Here is a 20,535-nt window from a genome sequence, read left to right as displayed (position 1 = left end):
CGAACAGCATCTCAAAAACTCAGACTTCGAGGCTTTACCGATGTTGAGATTGCCCCGTTTACCTCAGAACAAATCATCGCCTTTGCTCAAAAATGGTTTGTAGCCTTTACCAAAACCAACATTCAAGACGGTCAAGCGCTGTCCGTTCAGTTTGTTGAGAAGTTGGAATTAGATGAAAACTGGCAATTTCGCCAACTTGTAGTTACACCCCTATTTCTGCATCTTGCTTGCTGGGTGTTTCACGCTCAAGCAAAATTTCCGACTAAGCGGACTGACTTTTATAAGCAAGGTTTAGACCTTCTATTGGGCAAATGGGATGAAGCCAGAGCCATTGAACGGGATGAAGTTTACCGAGGGTTTTTGTTACCACAAAAGCTCAAGTTATTGAGTCAGATTGCAGCAGCGACATTTGAGCAAGGTCAGTACTTTTTTGAGCAACGCATCGTTGAGCAATACATTGGTGACTATATTCAGAATCTGACCAAAACGCCTATGGATGCCGAAGAACTGCAAATAGAAAGTGAAGCAGCACTGAAAGCGATCGAGGCTCAACATGGGCTACTAGCAGAACGGGCGCGGGGAATTTTTTCATTCTCCTATCTGGCGTTTCAAGAATACTTCACAGCAAGAAAAATCGTTGCCAGCCATAATCTAGAGGCATTTGGAGAAGCTTTAGAAGGATTAGTTAGTCACATTACAGATCCGAACTGGCACGAAATTTTCTTGTTAACAGCTACCATGCTCAGAAGTGCAGACTCTTTAGTACAGTTGATGAAGCAACAGATTGATGCACTGGTTGCCCAAGACCCTTATTTACAAGAATTTTTGACCTGGGCGAGCCAAAAATCTCGTACTATTCCCAGCCAACCAAAAGAGGCGACAACACGAGCCTTTTACCTTGCCTTAAGTCGGACTCCTCACATAGCTTCTCACTTTGCCCTAGCCAGCAGTCTCGACCAGGGAATATTTCTGGATACGGCTTTAGATGACCTACTGCTCGAATGTGCAATTGATGGGAGCCAGGACTTTGCCCACATCCACGCCTGTGGAGATGCTCTCTCAAACATTTTGGGTATAGTTCTGGATATTGGACTTCATAAATCTCTGCAACAACTCTTTGATCAATTGCCAAGTTCTCGTCAAAATAAAGAACGGCTTAAGCTATGGGGGCAGACAAACTATTCAGCTTGGGCTGAACAATTAAAGATGACGGTCATTAATTATCGCAACATTAACCACCAGTGGCAGTTTAGCACCGAACAACAACAAGTTTTGCAACGATACTACGATGCCAATAAGTTACTACTCGATTGTCTGCATAGCAATTGTGAAGTGACTGCTGCTATCAGGCAGGAAATTGAAGCCACCTTATTGTTACCTCAAAAGGAACTTGAGGACAGGGAATGGCAATAATCCTTTTGGTTAATTATGACGGTTTTTACTTCAAAGACGCTGAGATTTAGCTAAATTTTTAAACTGTCCAAATCGTTCATCAAATAAGAGATTGACAGTCGTCTCACTACTAAACCGACTTTTCAAAACCGAAACTTCAAAAATGCCTTTTTGGGTAGTCTGTTTGTCATAGTGGAAGAGTTTCTGCAATCGAAACAAGGGCAGCGATTGATTGCGGGAGAAAAGTTGAAAAAAGAAGAAGGAGATAAGCTTTTACTTCAACAGTTGGAATCAGCTTGGAGTGCGTGTGTTGGAAGTGAGGTGATTATCTACACGCCGCTAGCTACTTTTGGATATCATATCGCAGAGAAATTAGGCGTACCTTGCTTTTTTGCATCAGTTCTACCGTTGACTCCCACAGGGATGTTTGGGTTTTTGAGATTTGCTCAAATAACTAAAAACCCGCTAAAGAAATTAATCAACTATGGCAGCTACTTACTAGTAGAGTTTTTACACTGGCAAAGATATCGTCAACTGCTCAATCACTTCAGAACAGAAACTTTGAAATTGCCGCCTCTACCATATTTGGGCAGACGCTTCAGACAGAATACTCCGGCAAAAAACAATTCGCAATTCGCAATTCGCAATTAAATACAAGGAAATATTTTAATTATTTAATTGTTAATTAACGAGTACAGAGCCAACAATGATTCTCTGAATGAGTGGTCTACAAGATAGTGGTGGGTTCAAGCCCTCACTAATTGTAACTGCGAATTGCGAATTGCGAATTGTTCGGTCAGGCTGGGGGAACGTTGGAAGAACAGTGAATATAAAAGATTCGCTACGAGTGTTTGTGATCAAGGAAGTTCCCCATGATTGGTTATTTCCTCAAGTGCCAGCAGTAGTACATCACGGAGGAGCTAGTACAACGGCGGCAGTGTTACGTGCAGGGACACCATCAATTACTGTACCTTTTTTTGCAGATCAGCCAGTTTGGGGTGAAAAGCTAACTCGGTTGGGAGTCAGCCCTGCGCCGATACCATACAAGAAAGTGTCAGATAAAACTTTAGCAGCAGCGATTGAAATCGTACTGGGTGATGAGGTGATGCGGTGTAAAGCCCAGGAGTTAGGCCAGAAGATTAGAGATGAAGATGGTGTGGCGAACGCTGTTGAAGCATTCCATCGGCATTTGGGGTTGATTGAGTGAGAAATCTCACACAATTAAAATACATCATCACACCCACAACAGCAGTAAATGTCCCAACAAGTTAAAGTTTACACGGTACTCTGTGTCAACAGCAGTATCCTAATGGTTTTTTACACGCCAGGGCATTGCTGGGGATTCCGTATCATCAGCCGCACAGGTGGGATATTCGGGGAACAAAAGATTTATTACACGGCGGAGGCAGCGTTGCGGATGGGGTTGGAGTGGTTGCGGGATGAACGGTAATGAGTGAGTGCGTATATGCGATCTCAAGGTCAGCATTAATGGCAAGAGACAATCATTTTTTATGAAGGTGAATTTGCTCAAAATTTACCCTCATGCGATCGCATCTCAAGAATGATTTCGAGTCAACTGGAGTAAGATGGCTTCAAGACTTTGTAGTGCAGCGTTGGTAGTGCGTTGGTGTTCTTGAAAGTTACGTTGATGTTCTTGAAAGTTACGTTGATGTTCTTCAAAGTTACGTTGATGTTCTTCAAAGTTACGTTGATGTATTTCGTGGCTATCGCGTAACTCAAGTAGTACATCATCTAAGATTGCACTTCTGGCCAATACACGATTTACATTATCAGTAAGCAAATCTAATTGCTGTTGAGTATTGGATTGTCTCTCTGCTAGTCCCAATACTATTTGTTCAAGTCGGTCTAGTCTACTTGGGAAATACTCAGGCGTGTCGGTCATATTACTTTCGTTAGTCCTCTACTAGGGATTATATAAAGTTGTGACATAGAATTGCACGTTATTTTAGCAAGAGTCTCCAGGCTGAACAGACTTTTACTATTAGACTACTAGTTTTGCTCAGGGCAAAAACCATAAGATGACATCTAAATTATAAGTTGTGCTTCTCTCAATTGTAATTGTTGCCATTAGGAGCAGACAGTTGAATCATCTCGGTAAAACGTGAATACTTAACTGCATCGGTAGGGGGATAATCTGCCGATACTGCAATTAACCCAATTTTTATATCCTCGAAATAAATCACACCCCCAATACGTCCTTCGATTTGAAAAGCTCCATGAAATAAATGATATGGAGAGATGTAGATTAGCAAAAAGTCACTAATTCTTATTGCCCTATCAAATATCTGCTGACAAGTTTTTTGGAGGACAGTATCTAGATATTCATTATAGGCAGGCTCACCCATGTCAGTGAATTCCCGCAGATCCGCAAAATGATCCATATAAAATAGCCAGATATCGGACAAGTCTGCGTCATCCGTGAGTTTTTGCTTAAGTTCATGTAATCGGTCGATATTCATATTGTGGATATTGAGGAGATGGGGTGAACAGACAGTTAAAAAGTTATCAATTATTTTTGCATTAATGGGCGATAAAGAATTGTCACCAAAGGGTTCTACTAAATGGTGGGAGACTTAGAACGAGAGACTAGTGCTAGTGTACTATAAGATTTGTAGTTTAGGATTTAATTTGCTCGTGGCATAGTGCGTAAAAAATGAGACTGCTTGTGGTGGAGCTACCCTTGGGACAAGAATCTGTCGCTAGAACCAGGAAAATAGTTCACGTTGATATGGATGCCTTCTACGCATCGGTGGAACAGAGGGACAACCCTAGCTACCGAGGCAAACCGTTAGTCGTCGGTGGCAGTCCCAATCAACGAGGCGTAGTTGCAGCCGCCAGTTATGAAGCTCGTAAGTTTGGTATTCATTCAGCAATGCCTTCAATAACTGCGATCGCTAAATGTCCTGGGCTTATCTTTGTCAGACCGAGATTCGACGTTTACCGAGAGATTTCCACTGCAATCCACGCCATATTTAAACGCTACAGTGATTTAGTGGAAGGAGTTGCACTAGATGAAGCATACCTGGATGTGACTGAGAACAAGCAAAACATCACCTACGCTTCTACTATCGCAAGACATATCAAAACTGCGATTTTCCAAGAAACCCAGTTGACGGCAACCGCAGGCGTATCGATTAACAAGTTTCTTGCAAAAATGGCATCAGGGCAGAATAAGCCGAATGGACTAACGGTGATTTTACCGGAGGATGCGATCACCTTCGTAGAACAACTGCCAATTGAGAAGTTCCACGGCATTGGAGAAGTTACGGCGGCTAAAATGCATTCACTGGGGATTCATACTGGCGCAGATTTGAAAATGCGAACTCTTTCTGAGTTAACACATCACTTTGGTAAAGCTGGTCATTATTACTACAGAATTGCCAAGTCAGAAGATGACCGCCCAGTTGAAGCGAATCGGGTTCGCAAGTCCGTTGGTGCAGAAACCTCGTTTGCACAGGACTTAAGCGATGTCGGTCAGATGTTGCAGGAACTCGAAATTATTGCCCAAATTGTCGAGCAACGGTTAGAGCAGCACGAAACGCGTGGCCGCACATTAACTCTAAAAGTCAAGTTTTCTGACTATCATCAGATAACCCGCAGTAAGACAATGCTTGCTCCCATAGGTGAACTATCTACGATTTTTGAGATAGCCAAAGCACTGTTTGAGTCGATTGATCTGGAGAATCGCAGTATTAGGTTGCTGGGCATTTCCTTATCTAATTTGGATAACGCCAAACAGACTCAAGTCATTCAATTGCCACTATTTCAGAATGCAGGCATCATATTTTAGCTCTGTGTTAACTGGTGCAAAAGTACCTTGCTTTCTGAATAGCTATCTCGTTCGCGTAGCGTCTCCGACAGGAGAAGACTCGCTTGCCGCCGCCGCCGCTATCCGCCACTCGCACAGAATTCAATTCTGTTAGCGGATAGCTAAGGTTTAGCCCATTCTGGCTCTTGACTCCTGAATTCTGTTCGTTAAATATCTAAAAAATTGGCAAGTTTATCAAAAGATTATTCATTGCAATATAATAGTTAACCAAAATTAAATTTTACTATACAAACATTTTAGTTAATTTTTTAAGTTAAATCTAAAAATATCTATAAGTTTGATAAATGGATCAAAATATTTTGCATTGTCCTTCAAAATTAAATTGTATAAATTTTAGATGTAAGTAGCATTGATGAAAAATTTGTTATCCCCATTAAGTGGAGATAACTAAATAATCTAGTAGCTACTAAGTAGTTTGGCTAACGCTCAAGTGATTAAATAAACTTAAGTCTATTTAATGTTGCAATGCTAGCAAGATTTTTATCCAATAATGAGGATTAATCTAATGGCAGAAAATTCAAGTAATAGTGGGAACAATTCGATTTTACAATCACCCTTCGGTCGCTTGGAAGGAGTTCTTGGTAAAGAAGGACTCACCAAGATATTTAGTGGTATTGGTAATGGAGAAAGTGGTGGTACTGGTGGCAGTAAGCCTGATTTAGCCTATGGTGGTAATCCTTTCGCTGGCGACAACTTCTGGAATATATTTGCAGGAGGTGTCAACCCATCCGCAAACGGTGGTAGCAATCTGTTATTAAGTAACGGTAACAATTCTATTCCAGCTAGCGGTATTAACCCCTTTGCAGGCGATGCTGGCAGTGGGCTTCAGGAATTAATCTTTGATCGATTAAAGTCAATTTTAGGTGATAACTTTTTCAATGGTATTGATAACACATTGGCAGGAGGTAGTAACCCGTTTGCAGGCAGTGGTTATCCGATTCCAAGTGGGGCTACCAACCCATTTGCAGGTAGCAGTAATCCTATAGCAGGTGCTGGTAGTCTGCTTCAACAATCGCCTTTCGATCCGTTGAAAGAAGCTCTTGGTAACAACATACCCTTTAGTAATGGTGGGAATACATCTAATCTAAGTAGCCAAACCTTTAATAAGGACAACGCACCGATTGGTAATGGTAATAAGGATCTTGGTAGTAATAACGCAACTATTGGTAATTTTAACTCGGATTATGGCAGTAACAGCGCAACCATTGGCAATGGTAATTGGAACTTTAATAATGACAACGTAACCATCGGTAATGGCAACTGGCTATTTGGAAAGAGTAACATAACTCTTGGTAATGGCAACTGGTATTGGGACGACGGAAGTAATAATTCAACATTAGGTAATGGTAATTGGCACTTCGGCAGTGACAACGCAATCATTGGAAACGGCAATTGGGATTTTGGTACTAATAATACAATTATTGGTAATGGCAACTGGGTTTTTAGCAGTGGAAATGAAATTATTGGTAATGGCAATTGGTTAGCAAATACTGACAACACAAAAATTGGAAACGTCAATAATATCAGTAGTTTAAACTTATCACAACTAGGGATTAAAACTGATGTTAACAATCTAATTGACTCTCTTATAGGTAAAATAGGTCAAAATTTTCTTGGATTAGCAGGAGATTTTGATGTATCAAGTAGCCAAACATTTAACCGCCTCATCTCTTCTAAAAGTGTTGGTAACGACACTAATATATCTGGCGATATTGAGCAACTTTTGGCATCACTCAGCCCAATTCAAGGAAATTTCATCAATTATCAGACCGTGCAAAGCCCTCAGCCTGTCCCAGAATCTGTTTCTTCAGCGTCGTTGGTACTAATGGGACTTATGTGTTTGCTGTTATCACTGTTCAAAAAACAACAACACTGTTAACGTAAATTCAATCCTTCTAAGCCAATACAGTTCAGTTAAGGCTGAAAGTGATGTAAATTAGGCATTGTTCTGTTTTCAGGAGCAGGATAGAGGACGCACATTAACCCTGAAAGTCAAGTTTTCTGACTATCAGCAGCTAACCCGCAGTAAGACAATGCTTGCTCCCATCAGTGAACTATCTACGATTTTTGAGGTAGCCAAAGCATTGTTTGAGTCGATTGATCTGGAAAACCGCAGTATTAGGTTGTTGGGGATTTCTTTGTCTAACCTGGATAACGCCAAACAAACCCAAGTAATTCAACTGCCGCTATTTCAGAATGCAGGGATTATATTTTAGCGTAGGCTAGCAAGAACCGCAGCATCGCGCTGTTTAAATACTGACTTACCCACGACAGAAATCATCAACTCTCAACTCGCGCCACAAATCAGACGGTTGCCACCCGGAGTTACCAACGGAGCGTAAGGGGCGATAGTGTTCAGAAATGTAGTCCGATTTTGATACTTCAATGTACACAGGTGGATTTGGTTCAATTACTGTTTCAGGAATATTTTGGCTCTCAGGAATCTCAATGGGTTCAATGGGTGGTAGGGTTACTTCTGTTTTCTTGCGAACTGGGTTAGGGTTTTTTTTGATGAGTCGGTTTCATATCTATAGGAATCATTCGGCTTTCCACAAAGAACGGATATTCTAGAATACAAGAAGTTCTCAGCGAATCAGAGACATTTTGCCGTTTGTTTTATGGGTGCGGAGTGCTTTTTGGGGACGGGAGCGGAGCGCGATGCCGAATAGCCAGTCTTAGAAATGGATTTAACAATAGCTATGATGTTGTCTACTTGCATATCGAAAAATATTTGCCGACCAATGGTCGGCAAAATAGCTAGTTATTGACAACTGTTTTCGGAATCACCGCTTATTTGACTCCACGGAACGTAGTTCAATGCGAGTATTGAGGTAATCTTTGCAAGTTTGCCAGTCTGGAATGATGTTTACCCCTCTCCAGAAACATATTCCTGGGCGGTTAATGTAGGGGCGTATTGGGCAAATTGCCGTTGCTGCTTGGTTATCCATCTTCCACGGTTGCTAACTCTAGTCTGGATAGCTTCTAGGGGTGAATTATGGGGGGCTTTAACTACAACGCTACTGTCTGGATGGACTTCAATGCCCAGAGTTTTGCGATTGCTGTATTCAAGCGCAAACAAAATTGACTTCACTGAAAGCGTGAGTTTGTCCCCGGTGTTGAATTTGATTTAGTTTGCGAAGTTGGGTTGTGAGGATTTCTTCTAGAACAATCTTAGAACGTTTTCCCCCACGTTTGGCTAGGGCTGACTGTGGTGTGAGATATTCATAGCCCATGTTTTGCAGAAGAGTAAGGGCTGGAAGTTGGGAGATGATATTTTCTAGCCAGTCACTTGGGGATAGGTTCATTGTCAGATTGTTTTAAATTTCTCTTGCTGTAATTAGAGCATAATCATAAATTTTTGGGCTGATTCTTGTTCCTTTACTGATTAAATTATCTAAAATATTCTTGACATTATCAATCAATCCTTGCTCTTTTGCTAAAATAATCACTCCAACTAAACCAATAATTGGCAAGCCTCTACTAATAGCAACTTTTCTCCCAGCTTTTTCATCAATTAAAAGTTGATCTGCTTTTAATTCTTCTGCCAAAATAATTGCCGAACATTCTCCTAAATCTAAGTCGGTTTCTAATTGTAATTGTTCAATGAGTTGGTTATTACTTATAGAAAGAACTTCTAGCCATAAGGCTGATTTTACAGCTAAAACTGCGGGATGATTCCCCGTTGTTAATTCTGTATAGACTTGTTGAGGAATTATTACTCTACCAAAAACAGCCGAAAGTAAATCTAATTTACCAATTTTAGAAAGTTCACTTAATGGGGTTGTATCTGAGACAACAATCATAGATTATTGCCTTGTAATTTCATTTTCGCCTGATTAACTTCTTGCTGAAATTCGTCTAAAGTCATACTATCGTCAAATAGAGATATCTCATATTTAGACATTAAATCTATTACCTCTAGTCGAGGAATTCCTAGTAATTCACTAGCCTTACCACTGCTAATTTCTCCATGTTTAAGTAGAGTCATCACATAAGCTTCTTTGGCTTTAGTTTCTGCTTCTTCTCTGATGGCATTATTAACAGAATGAACAGGAATGGTAAATTCTACTTTAGTCATAATTCCAGAATATTTTCTTTGTGATGTTTCATTTTCAACAGGGTTGATATTATATAATATATCGTTTTTTTATCGGCTAAAGTCGAGTTATTCGGCGATTTTAACTAGTCAATTTTACTACGGTAGTATCAAGTGTACACTGTCATACTCGCACCCGCTCCAAATCGTAATCAGTTACCCGCGCGATGGAATCTCTGGAGGTAAAAACCTCATCACCTTTTTCCGATATGCTGGGAGACATCCACTCGATGCTGTAGAACCAAGAATCATTAATCAGTTGAATTCCCTGGACAATACGAACCGGAGGGCCATCACCGTGAAACCGAAACTCAACTAACTCACCGAGTCGAAACACAGGTTTTTCTTTAGTGTTCGCTTGTAAGTTACCTGTACCAATAAGTTCACTTCCCAAAACAGTAATATTGGTATTACTAGCGTTGATTTCATATTTCCAGCCATGTTCTGACCACTCCACACCAGTACAATAACCGAATGCTTTGGCAGACTTTACGTACACTCGTTCTAACAAACTGACCAGTAACGGTGGGATTTGCTGACCCCACGGCTGAGAAATGTACCAGCACTGTTCCAAGTTTTGGACAAGGTTAGTCATACAGTCACTCCGAATAATTTGCTCTGTGCAGATATAAATAGTTGTGTTGCGAAACTGGGAGGGACAGAATACCCGATGATTGACCCAGCCGTAGCAGTCTCGTTGGGAAACTCGTACCAACCGGGAAACCCTTGCAAGATTGCAGCCCCTTCAATAGACAAGGATTTGACCGTACCATCCGGCAACCAGATATCAGCGAACTTACTACGGTTACAGCCTTTGTGATCGGTAAAATGCGATCGCAATATCGTATTGCAAGGTAAATACCCAGGCTTGTACTTCATTCCGTTGCGTCCTCCAACTCTCTCTAGTAGCAGTGGTGTTGGTTCGTTAACCGTCAGAAATTTTTCTACCGCTTGCCGTTGTTTGGGGAGTAGCTGGGAATCGGTCATCATAGGAATGAGATGGGCAATGGCATCGTACCAACCTATTGGTTTTCTGTAAGCGGGTAAAGCAACGCCAAAACCCCTACTTGCAACCAGAACTAACCGCCGTCGCGCCTGGGGTAATCCGAATTTGTCCATGCTGACCACGCTGTAATCGACCGAGTACCCCTCAAGTTCTAGAATTTGCAGGATAATACTGAAGCTCTGACTGTTCCGATAGCGCGGCACATTTTCCAGCGTGAACACCCGTGGCTGCAACTGCCGGATGGCTTCTGCCACAGCGATCGCTGCACTCAGATCATCAGCCGTTTCAATGCCTTTTCCCGCCTTAGCTGTGTGAGCCTGGCTGAAGTTGGCGCATACTGGCGAGGCATGGAGGTAATCGGGGCGGTGGGGAAAACCTATGAATCCTGACTGTGCTACTTCTTGAACTGTTAGCTGGACGACTCTACACCCGTATTCGCTGAAGTTGTGGTGATGGGTTTTGGCGATCGCCTTGCTCAGTTCTGGTTTGCTTGGGTCAAACTCTACTGCAATAACTGGACGAATCCCGGCTTCAACCATCCCCGCTTCAATCCCACCGCCACCAGCGAAAAGTACTACAGCGATCGGTGCATTGGCTGGAAGAACTGGTTTTAATTTTGTGTTATCAAAATTTTTGCAGACATCTAATTTTGGTGATGTCTTTTTGGATTTCGCTTTTTTGATAAAGGTTGACCCATCAAGTAACTTTTTAGTTTTGAGGTACGGATATAAACATCCAACCGATTCGCATTGTGAGGCTTTGACCCCTTTCTCTAAGAATTTTTCGGGTATTGCAGATAACTCAGATATTACTGATTTAGTCATGCAACCACCTCCATAATCAAATCGTCTGGCACTTCAAAAATTCCCAACCGCCCAATGTAAGGAATCGGCGTAATCTCGCGCGGATTCTCCAGCTTCCAATGGTATTGCCCAGCCATCCCCCAGCCAGATGTAACTTGTGAGAATCGGCAGTCAACTATTGTGACAATGCCAATAACTTGTCCACGACGTAGAGAGATTAGTTCTGGGATTACTACCCCCATCCCTTGGCAAAATTCTCTCGCTAGCTGGTAATCTTTTTTGGTGCAAGTTTTGGCAGCGTGAATCAGAATGTCGCCGCGATAATGAATGGGCCAGCCTCGGTTTTCTATGTCTTTAAGAGCATAAATTATTGCCCATGCCCAAGGTTGACGAACAGATAGCGCTTTCATGGGTTTTAAAACTCCAGCAATTGAATGTATGCGTCTAATGCCGCGATCGCTGGATGTGGATGTGGCTTTGAACGCAGTCCGTTGCAGATTGTGGCAATAGTCCCAAGTTCTGTAAAGCTGAAGCTGATACTGGACTGTCGAGCCGCGCAGTGCTGAATAATCGTCAGTAACACAAAATTCAACAATTGAATTGTAAGATCACGTCGATGATCACGTCGATTGGCTAAATGTGTTTCTAAGTTCTCAGTAATAATTAGGCGACTAGCAGTAAGAGAATTGCACTTTTCAACATCTGGTAAAATTCGGAGCTTGAACTTGTAATCGCGCTCAGTAGATAAACATTCATCAGGGGCAAGAGTTGCCCATTTATGGAAGAGTTGTTGGATAGTTGTACTCATAAAGTCTGTAATTGTGAGTTTCTGCGAGAATAGAAAGAAGAAGGAGGGATTATGACAAACGCTTTTCCACCGGAAGATATCAGTGCAAGGTTTGATAATATTGATACTTGTCTAGAAGAGATCGGTGACGAATTAGATTTGCTGAGGACAGTACAAAATGCAAACAGGCGGGAAACAAGGGGTAACTCCCAAACCATTGCTAGGTTAGAGCGTACCATTAGGGAATTGGCTGACATTGCGCGTCTCCATCAGGAAGGATTACGTGCTGCTCAAAGAGATGCTGAACGCGATGGCGTAACCGCCCAGCGTAGCTGATCGCCAAGCCATAAGGGAAAATGAAATTCAAGCTGACCGCGATCGAGAAGTATTGTTGGCTTCTCTACTCCAAGCAGAACGCGATCGCCAAGTCTTTCAAGAGGAAATTCGCAGAATTTGGGAGTATTTACGTGACCGGAATGGTGGCAGTAGTACGCCAAATTAATTAACTCCATCCCGTTTACCTCGCCAAGTTCAAAAATTTCGATGTGGATAAATCGCACAACATTGTTGCAGTGCCAAGCTTACCGTAAAGGCGGTTTTTCTCAACAATCAACTCAATAGTGCGATCGCTGGGGTCTTTCGTATACACGGCATCTCGGTAAAGCATAATTAACTGGTCACAAACCTCAAAGATTTCGCCAGAATTACGTAACAGATGCCGATTGGGGCGTTTATCAGCCGTAGTTTGATTGCCCCGATTGATTTGACAGCCCAAAAAAACAGGGATTTTGTGAGACTTGGCAATATCTCGAATCTGACGGGTAATCTTGCCCACTTCAAAAGCCATGTTCCCGCCTGACTCCAGAGGAATCTGCTGCAAGTAGTCAATAAACACAGCCCCAATAGAACCACCAAATTCGGCAATAGCACGGCGCACAGCAGAGGCAATCATTGTGGTTGTAGGGGAAGAATGCTCGTAAACCTTCCAAGGCAACTCCACCATCTGCCCTATGCCTTGTGCTATTTGCTCCCAGTAGCATTGCGTATTGGTTTGAATCATAGAAGCGTCTACACCTGTGATTCGGGCTAGCATTCGGGCATTGAGTTGATTCTTGTCCATTTCTGGAGTAACGTACAGAACTGGCTTTCCAAGTTTGGTCATGATTTCGTAAGCGTAAGAAATCATGAAGTGAGTTTTCCCCATGTGGGATTCGGCAGCCACTACAACTAAGCTGCTGGGATAAATGCCACCGGTGATATTTTCGAGGTCGTACCAACCAACTTTGTCGCCTGCCATACTTCCCATCTCCAGTTTTTGAAAAAGTTCAATGCCCATGTCTTGCGCTGAGAAAACCTTGCAGCGTTCATCGCTTTGATTTTGGGTAACGGTGAAAACTTTCGCCTCAGCTTGCCCAAGGACAAGTGGTAGTTCAGTTTCTGTTTCGTAACCGAGATGGACAATTTCATTGCCCACTTTGATTAACTGCCGCCGTCGATATTTCTCCATCACTAGATCAGCCAAAGCATCAATGTTGACGGCGGACACAGTGCGGTCTACCAAAGTTGCTAGCTTATTCCTGCCACCAATGCGATTGAGCAAATTGTGGTCAGCCAACCATGCGGTGACGCTTAGTAAATCTGTGGGTTGAAACAGAGCATGAAGCGTTGTCGCAGCTTGATAAATGTATGAGTGGGCGCTGATGTAAAAGGCTTGGGCTATTAGGCGATCGCTGACTCTGGTTATTGCTTCTGGGTCGAGCATAATCCCGCCCAAAATAGCAACTTCCGCTTCGATATTTTGTGGAGGCAAGTTGTCAAGTGACCTGTCAGGGTGAAAAGAAACTACGTTGTCTTGATTAGAGTGCATAATTATGCTCTTAGTGCTAATTTTAACTGCGCTTCAACTTCTCGCAAATTCGTGGAAGATGGTCTGGTGTTGCTCGGAACTTTTGGCTCATTTGCTTTGGCTTGAAGTTTTGCCTTTAGCTCCAGCATTTGTGGGCTATGCTGATACCCATTGGATGGAACCCGAATAGATTGCTCTTGCTGACGGCGTATCCGGTCTTGTGCCAAGGCATCTTCGAGCGAACTGTTAGTGGTGTTTTTTACTTTGTGAGCCAAAGCAGTATGCTGTTGAGGTAGGGGTTGTTTTTCTGTTTGCAATGCTTGCTGATAACGCTGATTCAAATTCGTCCACCCACCCTTGGTTTTCTCCCAGGTATTCATTACAGCGATCGCATGAGTAATTTCGAGTTGTGCCGAGAGTTTCGATTTAGTGGCTAATTCTTGTGCCAGGAAGTCCACGACTATCGGGTTGAAGTTCTGGTAGCGATTATTCAGCTTTCGCTCTCCACTGTGCCAAGGTAAAACCCAGCGATTCCACTTGATTTTTTCTCTGACAACCAGTGGTACAAAATCATCAGCAAAAGCAGTTGGGTCTGTAATCCAAGCGTCAATCAGTTCTTTCACGTTCCGGGCTGTCTTGTAGGGACAGGTTAGTTGCGGCTTATTGGCTTGTTCGGATTTCTCGAATGACCCTGCCGCAATAGTTGATCCACTTGAGGGGTTATCGGTTTGTTGCGAAGACTCGAAATTTTTTGACAACGAAGTGGGTAATTGTAGGGTTGGTTCTTCTGGGGTTGGTTTTTCTAAACTTGGTTCTTCAAGTTCAATTTCTTCCGTTGTTAAATCAAGTTCTTCTTTTTCACACACACACTCTTGGGTGGGGGGCGCGGGTGGCGTTGCCAGGGGCGCGTCCTTGAGTGGATAGACTTCAGTTGGATAATCTTTAATTGGATAATCTTTGGGTATTCCCCCACTACTACCCTGGTCTTCCCCGACTACTACCCCTGGTATTCCCCCATTACTACCCTGGTTTCCCCCCAATACCACCCCTAGTATTCCTCCACTACTACCCCTATTTTTTCCTCTGATTAAACTTGATTGTTTAGTAGGAAAACCAAACCAGTCATCAATATCTGTGAGTTGATACTGGTTAGAAGATACTGAACCATTAGACTTGGTAATGGATGTTTTAGTGATTAAGTTCCACGAAAGCAATTCACTGACTGCTGCGATCGCTTTTTGCCTTAAAGTTTCAGTTGAGGAACTAGGGAAAGAACCACGAAAACAGACTTCACCAATAGATTTGTATGAAGGGAAGGCGTTATTATCACAACCGGCTCGACGGCACAGGTGAGAGTAAACTCGAAATGCCTCCATTGTTAGTGGTAAATCATCCAGCTTGCTATCGATATAAATATGGCGTTTTCTTCTGCCGTAGCTAGAGCCATCACTTTGTATTTTTTCTGTTAAACTCATATCTGTAGACCTCAAATGGTTTGGTTCCCCCCCGCACTGCGCTACAGGCGGGGGTTTTGCTTTATTCACGCATCAAAGGGAAATTGTCTAACTTTCAGATGTTCGGGAAACTCTTCAATGTCTCCCCCTTTCTTGTCGCGGGTTTTGAATCGCTGTCCCCGAAATATTGCATTCGCCCCCAACTGCTTCACAAACACAGGTGTTTTAGCCGCGTGACATTGTTGGACAATCGATTCGAGCCATTCGATGTGGCATGGTCTGGAATTTGGGCCAGATTCACCACCAACAATTACTAACTGAACATCATTCAAGTAGTGAGTGATATCGCCCAAATCTTCTAACAATGGTTCAACTGACCAGAACCGAATTAAAGCCGGAATTTGAGCAAGAAATTGACTACGTTCTTCTAAAGTGCGGCGATTCTCAATCGAAGTTCCTGACCAAATATTTAAAGGTAACTTGTCTAGTCCATGACAAGAAAGCCATTCATCCATAGATAACAGCATAATTTCTGGGCGTTTGGTGAGAATCTGAAATATTTGATTGGGAGCAACGAACATTCCGTCCAGCATTTCATGTTGCCAAAAACGCGGAACCCACTCACCAAAAACATCAGTCATTGAAGAAACGAAATGCTTCTTAGGTTTTCTTTGGAATCCCCATTTCCGAATAGCTTCTGTATCTAACACTAGCTCTGGTGGTTGCCCAGAGTAGGGTTGCTTGTTTCCGCCAAAGAAAGAGTTTTTATTTAATTTCTCTGCATAACAGTTTGCACAACCCTCGCTTTTCTTATGACACCACCAACCGCCTTCTTTAGCACGGATGATATTTTCTGTTTGGTCTGTCCATTCTATGCTTGTTGACATAATTACCCTTTATATAATGCTATTTTCATGCACTCAAAGAAACATTCATTTCACTATCAAACTTTTGGACTTCATCCCCCCAACAATCCCAACCATCACGAGAAGAACGAGCGAACATTTCTAACTTCGTCATGTCTGGGCAGAGTTTATCTACTAGTTCAAAAAATTCATCTGGTTTACGGGAATGTTCACGTCGTCGTGCATGGATTAGTGATGATTCATTAGTGAGGGAACGTCCAGCAAAAGCCCTGACATTACCTTGTACAGCTAAAGCACAATGTTCAGTTGCGTTACGTAGCCAGTGACCAGTACCCAGATGGGTTGTACCGCTCTTAGTAACTTTTTCCCAGGTAAGAATAGTTTTCAAGCTAAAACCCCATGTTTGCAAGCATTGAGCCGCTTCAATCATGTGATTGTTGGTGAACCAAAGCCAAAGAACTGACCCCGTGCGATCGCTTAGGTCTGGAACAGGCAATGACAGTATTTCTTCTATGTGCATTGGCTTGTAGTTAATGCGGTTTCGATGAGTCTTATCCTGATTTCTCAGCCGATAAAACCAGGGAGGGTCAATCACGATGCACTGGTATTGACCTTCTAATGTTGTTAGTCTCATGTTTAACTCCTGTTATTTTCAAACTTGTTCTGGAAATTCAATGTGGCTTAAAATCTGAAGTTCAACAGCTAATCCACTTAAGAAGTTTTGGAGTTCAACTGTTGCCAATTCTTTGGATATCTCCTTTTCTGATGTATAAATAAGTTGCTTATAATGCCCAAAATAAACTTCTGTACGAGTCAAGTTTTGCTCTGTGTCAGTTAACAGAGTCAAAGTAAATCTTCCCAGTTTACAGAAGTAATACTGACAGCGATCGCTAGGGTTGCCTTGATGCCAAGTAATATAAGGTTTTGAATCAATGTGAGCGCTAATAGATTCAAAATCAACGTGGAAAATGTTCATCTCAGTCAGCATCTCGCCACTGTTATAGCGGTCTGTTATATGCTGCTTAATTGCTGTTAATGCTAAACCGTCAGGAATATTAATGTGAGCTTCCGATGTGATTTTTTCAACTACTGTAACTATGGCTTTCATTGTTGTTACTCTAGAGATGCAATGAGTGTTTTTGTGTGGCGATTGTTACTTATTGAGCGGCAATCGCTTTTTATTTCGATTGTTAGGAATCTTGAAGTGACGACACTTTCTCAGATGTGTATTATTTGCTAGAGAAGTCATCCTTGTAACAAATAATTTCAAAATACTGTTAGTTGCTTGACTTCATGAAAGAGAAGCTTTTAATGTTATTGGTAATATTCGATGCTTCAGCAAAAAATTCCATCTTTAGATTAGCGAACGTTTCTTTGGTGGGGGCGTTCGCTTTCACTTGGTCATCACTGGTTCCTTCTTGCTAGCGAAAGCCCCCGCCTGCCTTAGCGCTGCTCCAGGACTGGGGTGAGCAAAGAACTCTTCTATAGCTTTGGTCAACCCAGCCGCAACAGTCGGTTCGTGACAAGCGTAGACATAGATTGGCTGTTGAACCCCATTAACCAATCGCGTTTCTTGGCGATCGCCCAAGTGTGGGTAGAATGTTCTCACCCATGTCCCAAGATGTCCCCGGTAGTGAGTGCCGCTTAGGGGGACTTTCTTTCCCAGTTCGCTCTCTGCAAAGTTGACCACGCCAAGCCATTTTTCTTTTGTACCGGTTAGTAACTGTCTGTTGTAGTCAGCTATCAGATTGGCGGCGAAGTCTTTGCAATTCTGTTCCATATATGGGTTGAGTCTGCCACCTGTGAGTTCGGCTAAAGTCTTCATTGCTTTGACAAAAGTATCTAGCCTCTGTTCAACAGGAGGAAGGACTGGTACATGATTTTGGTTTTGAGATGCAATTGTGTTGGGTATCGCTGCAACGATTTCAATAAGTATCGTTCGGATCTGTGCGGCCACCTCCGATTGTTGTAGTAACATCGCAATCCTGAGAGCGCCTAAAGGACTAAAAACTCTCGCTTTTGGTGTTCTGGGACTTAGACAGAATGTCTGTCTAACATCCTTAAGTGCTTGCCCCACAAGGGTTTCAGTTTCTTGAAGGTTAAATTCTTCTTGATTGCTTCTGTACAATTCTTTAATCGCTGATTCACTCACCTCGAAGTATTCTGCAATCTGTGCAGTGGTGGCCCAACCACTACCATTCCAGACAGCGAAAATTATTGCTTTAGCCTTGGAGAGAATAGATAAAGCTTTGTCGGTCTCAAAATTTGTTAAAGCTGAAGTCCTCAGTGTTCTTGACTCCAGCAACACGGACTGATTTAAAGGTAAACTCATATTGTTCCTTGGAAAATAGGACGGGCGATCGCTGTCCTTCCGCCAAGTTGGGGCGATCGCTATAAATAATCATGGTTTGATATTTAAAACTGTTGCTTTAGCGTTGTTAATCCTCTTCAAAATTTTCCCGTTTAGGGACTAACTCAAACAAACCTGAGATTTGACAATTGAAATAAACGCATAAAACAGTTATCGTATCAGCATCGTAACGTTTGGCCGTGTTCTCGCATAAGCCACGGATTGCACCAGCGGTTAACCCTGTAGCTTCGCCTAAAGCCGTTCTAGTTAACCCATTTTCATCGATTAAATCTTGCAATTTGCAACGTAGCTTCACCTTTAGGTTTTGCACGGCTTTTCTGTCACTACGCTTAGTGTACTTAGGCGGAACGGGAGGATTCATCATTAAAACTATAGATGTCATGTCCTTACGTTCCTATTGTCGATTACTTTATTAAAGGTATCATCATTTTATCGATTAAACGACATAGCGACTATACGATATTTTAATCAATCAGTGAGTTAATTCGGGAATTTACTGATGATTAGTTGTCTTGACGATTTATCGACATAACGGCTATAGTGATAGACATAAGGGCAAGGAAAGCAAACCGCCAGCACCCAGGACGCGAAAGGGTTCACAAGGCAAGCCAAGTCAAGCTAACATTCCAACTCGAAACATAGTCTAGAGACATGATCACCGGGGTATAGCACAAGCTCTATTGAGTAGGTAAAGAAGCCTGGAGAAGCAATCAACGGACACACAGCCTTTGAGCAAGCCTTTTATTCAAAGCAGAACCAATCGCCTTAGTGCAGTGGCTGGCAAATAATACTATTGAAGCCGTCGGTCGCGTGACGCACTATGTCTTTTGCTTAGTAGCTCTAAGTACTGGTTAGCAGCAAGAAAAATGAGGCTTCGCCAATTCTAGATTGAGAGTGTTGTGCTGAAAGCACAACAAAGTGACCAATAAAAATAGGACGATCGCCGCTCTGCAAAAGTATGCGATCGCCCCTATGCCCTCACTTATTAAATAAGAGGCAATTTATAATGATGACACAAAGTTTAGCCCCTGCGCCAACAAAAGATCCGTTAACCACGCGCGATCGCCAAATCATTGCAACCATTGTGAATCAGTCAGACTATTCAAAAGAGTGCCAGCCCGAAGATGTAGTAACTATCTGGATCAACAGTGATGATATTGTGTGGGTAAAAATGATCCACGGCTATGCTCGTTACCACAAACAATCCTTCAAACGGGCTGTTGCAGAGGTAAAAGCGAGTCTTTCTGCTCCAGTAAAGTGCAATCACAAAGAAGATGAGGAATTGAAACAAGCTTCTGAGAAAATAGGCTTGTTAGGTGATTGTGATTGGCTATCGTTAAGCGTCCAATACCATACTGATAAGGTAATCGGTCACGCTGGTTGTTATATCTCTCACAAGGCTCGAATATTAATGCCACCGGCTGAATGGGATTTTACACTGCCGAAGTGGAATATGCCTGCTGCCATCTGTCCAGACTGCGAAGGTCATGGGTGCGGTAACTGTGGGTATCGCGGGACTCGTGCAGAAGACTTGTGTACGCCAGTGGACAACTACCGACTGACTTATGTAGGACGCACTGACCTTCAGACGGCTCACAACGTATATCTAGATGGTGAATTCTTGGGCATACTCTTCAAAGTCCGAAACCCCAATGAAGTCTGGGAAAACGACCCCAAGACTTACTATTGGCGGTGCGGCGATGGCATGAAGTATTGGAGCGTAAAAGAGGCTGTAGAAGAACTGCTCAGGGTAACTACTCCGATTGAACTGCCACAAGTTCGTCGGGAGTTGGTAGCGGCGTAAGCGAAATGGTGGAAGAGAATTTTCTTCCACCACTGTTTTAAAATCAGTGCCACTCAGAATTAGAGCTTCGCTTATTTTTTGCGAAAACTAACATTAAAGAAAGGCAAGCAGCTACTATGACAGCTTTTGACTTTGATTCTGCTGAACATAAAGCCTACGAAAAGACCCCAGCAGCCAAAAGTATTCCTTCACCCGCAGGCATTTGGATTGCTTACGAAAATCAACAATTAGCAGGATGGTACGAAAATAAAGAACTAGTT

The 20,535-nt window shown here is 42.6% G+C and carries 26 protein-coding genes; 9 read left to right on the top strand and 17 right to left on the bottom strand.

Features of this window, described 5'->3' with window-relative positions; genetic code table 11:
• The 4 genes from H6G86_RS34850 to H6G86_RS34835 form a co-directional block, all read left to right on the top strand.
• The coding region (locus tag H6G86_RS34850) for an NACHT domain-containing protein (RefSeq protein ID WP_190938181.1) at window positions 1-1,413 on the top strand (1,413 nt) is incomplete at its 5' end.
• 150 nt (window positions 1,414-1,563) lie between these two features.
• On the top strand, window positions 1,564-2,043 hold the full coding sequence (locus H6G86_RS34845) for a glycosyltransferase family protein (RefSeq protein WP_190938180.1): 480 nt from the start codon (window positions 1,564-1,566) through the stop codon (window positions 2,041-2,043).
• A 172-nt stretch (window positions 2,044-2,215) separates the two neighbouring features.
• Window positions 2,216-2,599 (top strand): glycosyltransferase, encoded by a 384-nt coding sequence (locus H6G86_RS34840; protein ID WP_190938179.1) that lies wholly within the window; start codon window positions 2,216-2,218, stop codon window positions 2,597-2,599.
• Window positions 2,600-2,647: 48 nt separating this feature from the next.
• Window positions 2,648-2,842 (top strand): hypothetical protein, encoded by a 195-nt coding sequence (locus H6G86_RS34835; RefSeq protein ID WP_190938178.1) that lies wholly within the window; start codon window positions 2,648-2,650, stop codon window positions 2,840-2,842.
• Window positions 2,843-2,947: 105 nt separating this feature from the next.
• On the opposite strand, the gene H6G86_RS34830 is transcribed toward H6G86_RS34835, so the two are convergent.
• Window positions 2,948-3,295, bottom strand: a complete 348-nt coding sequence (locus H6G86_RS34830) for a hypothetical protein (RefSeq protein WP_190938177.1) — start codon at window positions 3,293-3,295, stop codon at window positions 2,948-2,950.
• 166 nt (window positions 3,296-3,461) lie between these two features.
• A complete protein-coding gene (locus H6G86_RS34825; RefSeq protein ID WP_190938176.1) occupies window positions 3,462-3,872 on the bottom strand; it encodes a hypothetical protein in 411 nt (136 codons plus the stop codon).
• A gap of 194 nt (window positions 3,873-4,066) precedes the next feature.
• Between H6G86_RS34825 and dinB the strand changes: the two genes are divergently transcribed.
• The 3 genes from dinB (at window position 4,067) to H6G86_RS34810 (ending at window position 7,458) form a co-directional block, all read left to right on the top strand.
• Complete coding sequence (gene dinB / locus H6G86_RS34820) at window positions 4,067-5,203, top strand: DNA polymerase IV (RefSeq protein WP_190938175.1); 1,137 nt, start codon at window positions 4,067-4,069, stop codon at window positions 5,201-5,203.
• 544 nt (window positions 5,204-5,747) lie between these two features.
• Window positions 5,748-7,121, top strand: a complete 1,374-nt coding sequence (locus H6G86_RS34815) for a hypothetical protein (protein ID WP_190938174.1) — start codon at window positions 5,748-5,750, stop codon at window positions 7,119-7,121.
• A gap of 64 nt (window positions 7,122-7,185) precedes the next feature.
• Window positions 7,186-7,458: a DinB/UmuC family translesion DNA polymerase gene (locus tag H6G86_RS34810; RefSeq protein WP_190938173.1), complete on the top strand. Its 273-nt coding sequence runs from the start codon at window positions 7,186-7,188 to the stop codon at window positions 7,456-7,458.
• Window positions 7,459-8,108: 650 nt separating this feature from the next.
• Here the strand turns inward: H6G86_RS34810 and H6G86_RS34805 are convergent.
• The 8 genes from H6G86_RS34805 to H6G86_RS34770 all read right to left on the bottom strand — a co-directional run bounded on the left by H6G86_RS34805 (window position 8,109) and on the right by H6G86_RS34770 (window position 11,955).
• Window positions 8,109-8,321, bottom strand: coding sequence for a YgjP-like metallopeptidase domain-containing protein (locus H6G86_RS34805; protein WP_190938172.1), 213 nt, complete (start codon window positions 8,319-8,321; stop codon window positions 8,109-8,111).
• On the bottom strand, window positions 8,308-8,547 hold the full coding sequence (locus H6G86_RS34800) for a hypothetical protein (protein WP_109013123.1): 240 nt from the start codon (window positions 8,545-8,547) through the stop codon (window positions 8,308-8,310). The genes H6G86_RS34805 and H6G86_RS34800 overlap by 14 nt, the downstream gene beginning before the upstream one ends.
• A gap of 12 nt (window positions 8,548-8,559) precedes the next feature.
• Window positions 8,560-9,045: a PIN domain-containing protein gene (locus H6G86_RS34795; RefSeq protein ID WP_190938171.1), complete on the bottom strand. Its 486-nt coding sequence runs from the start codon at window positions 9,043-9,045 to the stop codon at window positions 8,560-8,562.
• Window positions 9,042-9,320 carry a UPF0175 family protein gene (locus tag H6G86_RS34790; protein ID WP_190938170.1) on the bottom strand — a complete coding sequence of 93 codons (279 nt, stop codon included), beginning with the start codon at window positions 9,318-9,320 and terminating at the stop codon, window positions 9,042-9,044. The genes H6G86_RS34795 and H6G86_RS34790 overlap by 4 nt, the downstream gene beginning before the upstream one ends.
• Window positions 9,321-9,462: 142 nt before the next feature.
• On the bottom strand, window positions 9,463-9,933 hold the full coding sequence (locus tag H6G86_RS34785) for a DUF1392 family protein (protein WP_190938169.1): 471 nt from the start codon (window positions 9,931-9,933) through the stop codon (window positions 9,463-9,465).
• Complete coding sequence (locus tag H6G86_RS34780) at window positions 9,930-11,168, bottom strand: DNA cytosine methyltransferase (protein ID WP_199338541.1); 1,239 nt, start codon at window positions 11,166-11,168, stop codon at window positions 9,930-9,932. The genes H6G86_RS34785 and H6G86_RS34780 overlap by 4 nt, the downstream gene beginning before the upstream one ends.
• A complete protein-coding gene (locus H6G86_RS34775; protein ID WP_190938168.1) occupies window positions 11,165-11,557 on the bottom strand; it encodes an ASCH domain-containing protein in 393 nt (130 codons plus the stop codon). Before H6G86_RS34775 ends, H6G86_RS34780 begins: the two co-directional genes overlap by 4 nt.
• A 5-nt stretch (window positions 11,558-11,562) precedes the next feature.
• Entirely contained in the window at window positions 11,563-11,955 is a 393-nt protein-coding gene (locus H6G86_RS34770) for a hypothetical protein (RefSeq protein ID WP_190938167.1), read from the bottom strand.
• A gap of 51 nt (window positions 11,956-12,006) precedes the next feature.
• Here H6G86_RS34770 and H6G86_RS39225 point away from each other — a divergent pair, with 51 nt between their 5' ends.
• Window positions 12,007-12,270 (top strand): hypothetical protein, encoded by a 264-nt coding sequence (locus tag H6G86_RS39225; RefSeq protein WP_242065127.1) that lies wholly within the window; start codon window positions 12,007-12,009, stop codon window positions 12,268-12,270.
• Window positions 12,271-12,451: 181 nt separating this feature from the next.
• Here the strand turns inward: H6G86_RS39225 and H6G86_RS34760 are convergent, their stop codons facing one another.
• The 7 genes from H6G86_RS34760 to H6G86_RS34730 form a co-directional block, all read right to left on the bottom strand.
• A complete protein-coding gene (locus H6G86_RS34760; protein WP_190938166.1) occupies window positions 12,452-13,801 on the bottom strand; it encodes a replicative DNA helicase in 1,350 nt (449 codons plus the stop codon).
• A gap of 2 nt (window positions 13,802-13,803) precedes the next feature.
• Window positions 13,804-15,255, bottom strand: coding sequence for a helix-turn-helix domain-containing protein (locus tag H6G86_RS39220; protein WP_242065126.1), 1,452 nt, complete (start codon window positions 15,253-15,255; stop codon window positions 13,804-13,806).
• Between the two features lie 65 nt (window positions 15,256-15,320).
• Window positions 15,321-16,121 (bottom strand): DUF5131 family protein, encoded by an 801-nt coding sequence (locus H6G86_RS34750; protein WP_190938165.1) that lies wholly within the window; start codon window positions 16,119-16,121, stop codon window positions 15,321-15,323.
• 25 nt (window positions 16,122-16,146) lie between these two features.
• Window positions 16,147-16,734: an MT-A70 family methyltransferase gene (locus H6G86_RS34745; RefSeq protein WP_190938164.1), complete on the bottom strand. Its 588-nt coding sequence runs from the start codon at window positions 16,732-16,734 to the stop codon at window positions 16,147-16,149.
• A gap of 18 nt (window positions 16,735-16,752) precedes the next feature.
• A complete protein-coding gene (locus H6G86_RS34740) occupies window positions 16,753-17,208 on the bottom strand; it encodes a hypothetical protein (RefSeq protein WP_190938185.1) in 456 nt (151 codons plus the stop codon).
• Between the two features lie 285 nt (window positions 17,209-17,493).
• The gene (locus H6G86_RS34735; protein WP_190938184.1) at window positions 17,494-18,432 is read right to left on the bottom strand and encodes a hypothetical protein; all 939 of its coding nucleotides are present in this window, start codon (window positions 18,430-18,432) and stop codon (window positions 17,494-17,496) included.
• Window positions 18,433-18,538: 106 nt separating this feature from the next.
• Window positions 18,539-18,853: a helix-turn-helix domain-containing protein gene (locus H6G86_RS34730; protein ID WP_099099865.1), complete on the bottom strand. Its 315-nt coding sequence runs from the start codon at window positions 18,851-18,853 to the stop codon at window positions 18,539-18,541.
• A gap of 624 nt (window positions 18,854-19,477) precedes the next feature.
• Between H6G86_RS34730 and H6G86_RS34725 the strand changes: the two genes are divergently transcribed.
• Entirely contained in the window at window positions 19,478-20,275 is a 798-nt protein-coding gene (locus H6G86_RS34725; RefSeq protein ID WP_190938163.1) for a hypothetical protein, read from the top strand.
• Window positions 20,276-20,535 lie beyond the last annotated feature (260 nt).

Source organism: Nostoc sp. FACHB-133, from assembly GCF_014698055.1.
Lineage (GTDB): Bacteria > Cyanobacteriota > Cyanobacteriia > Cyanobacteriales > Nostocaceae > Nostoc.
The sequence above is the reverse complement of the archived record's forward strand: the minus strand, read 5'-3'. Positions and strand labels throughout refer to the sequence as shown.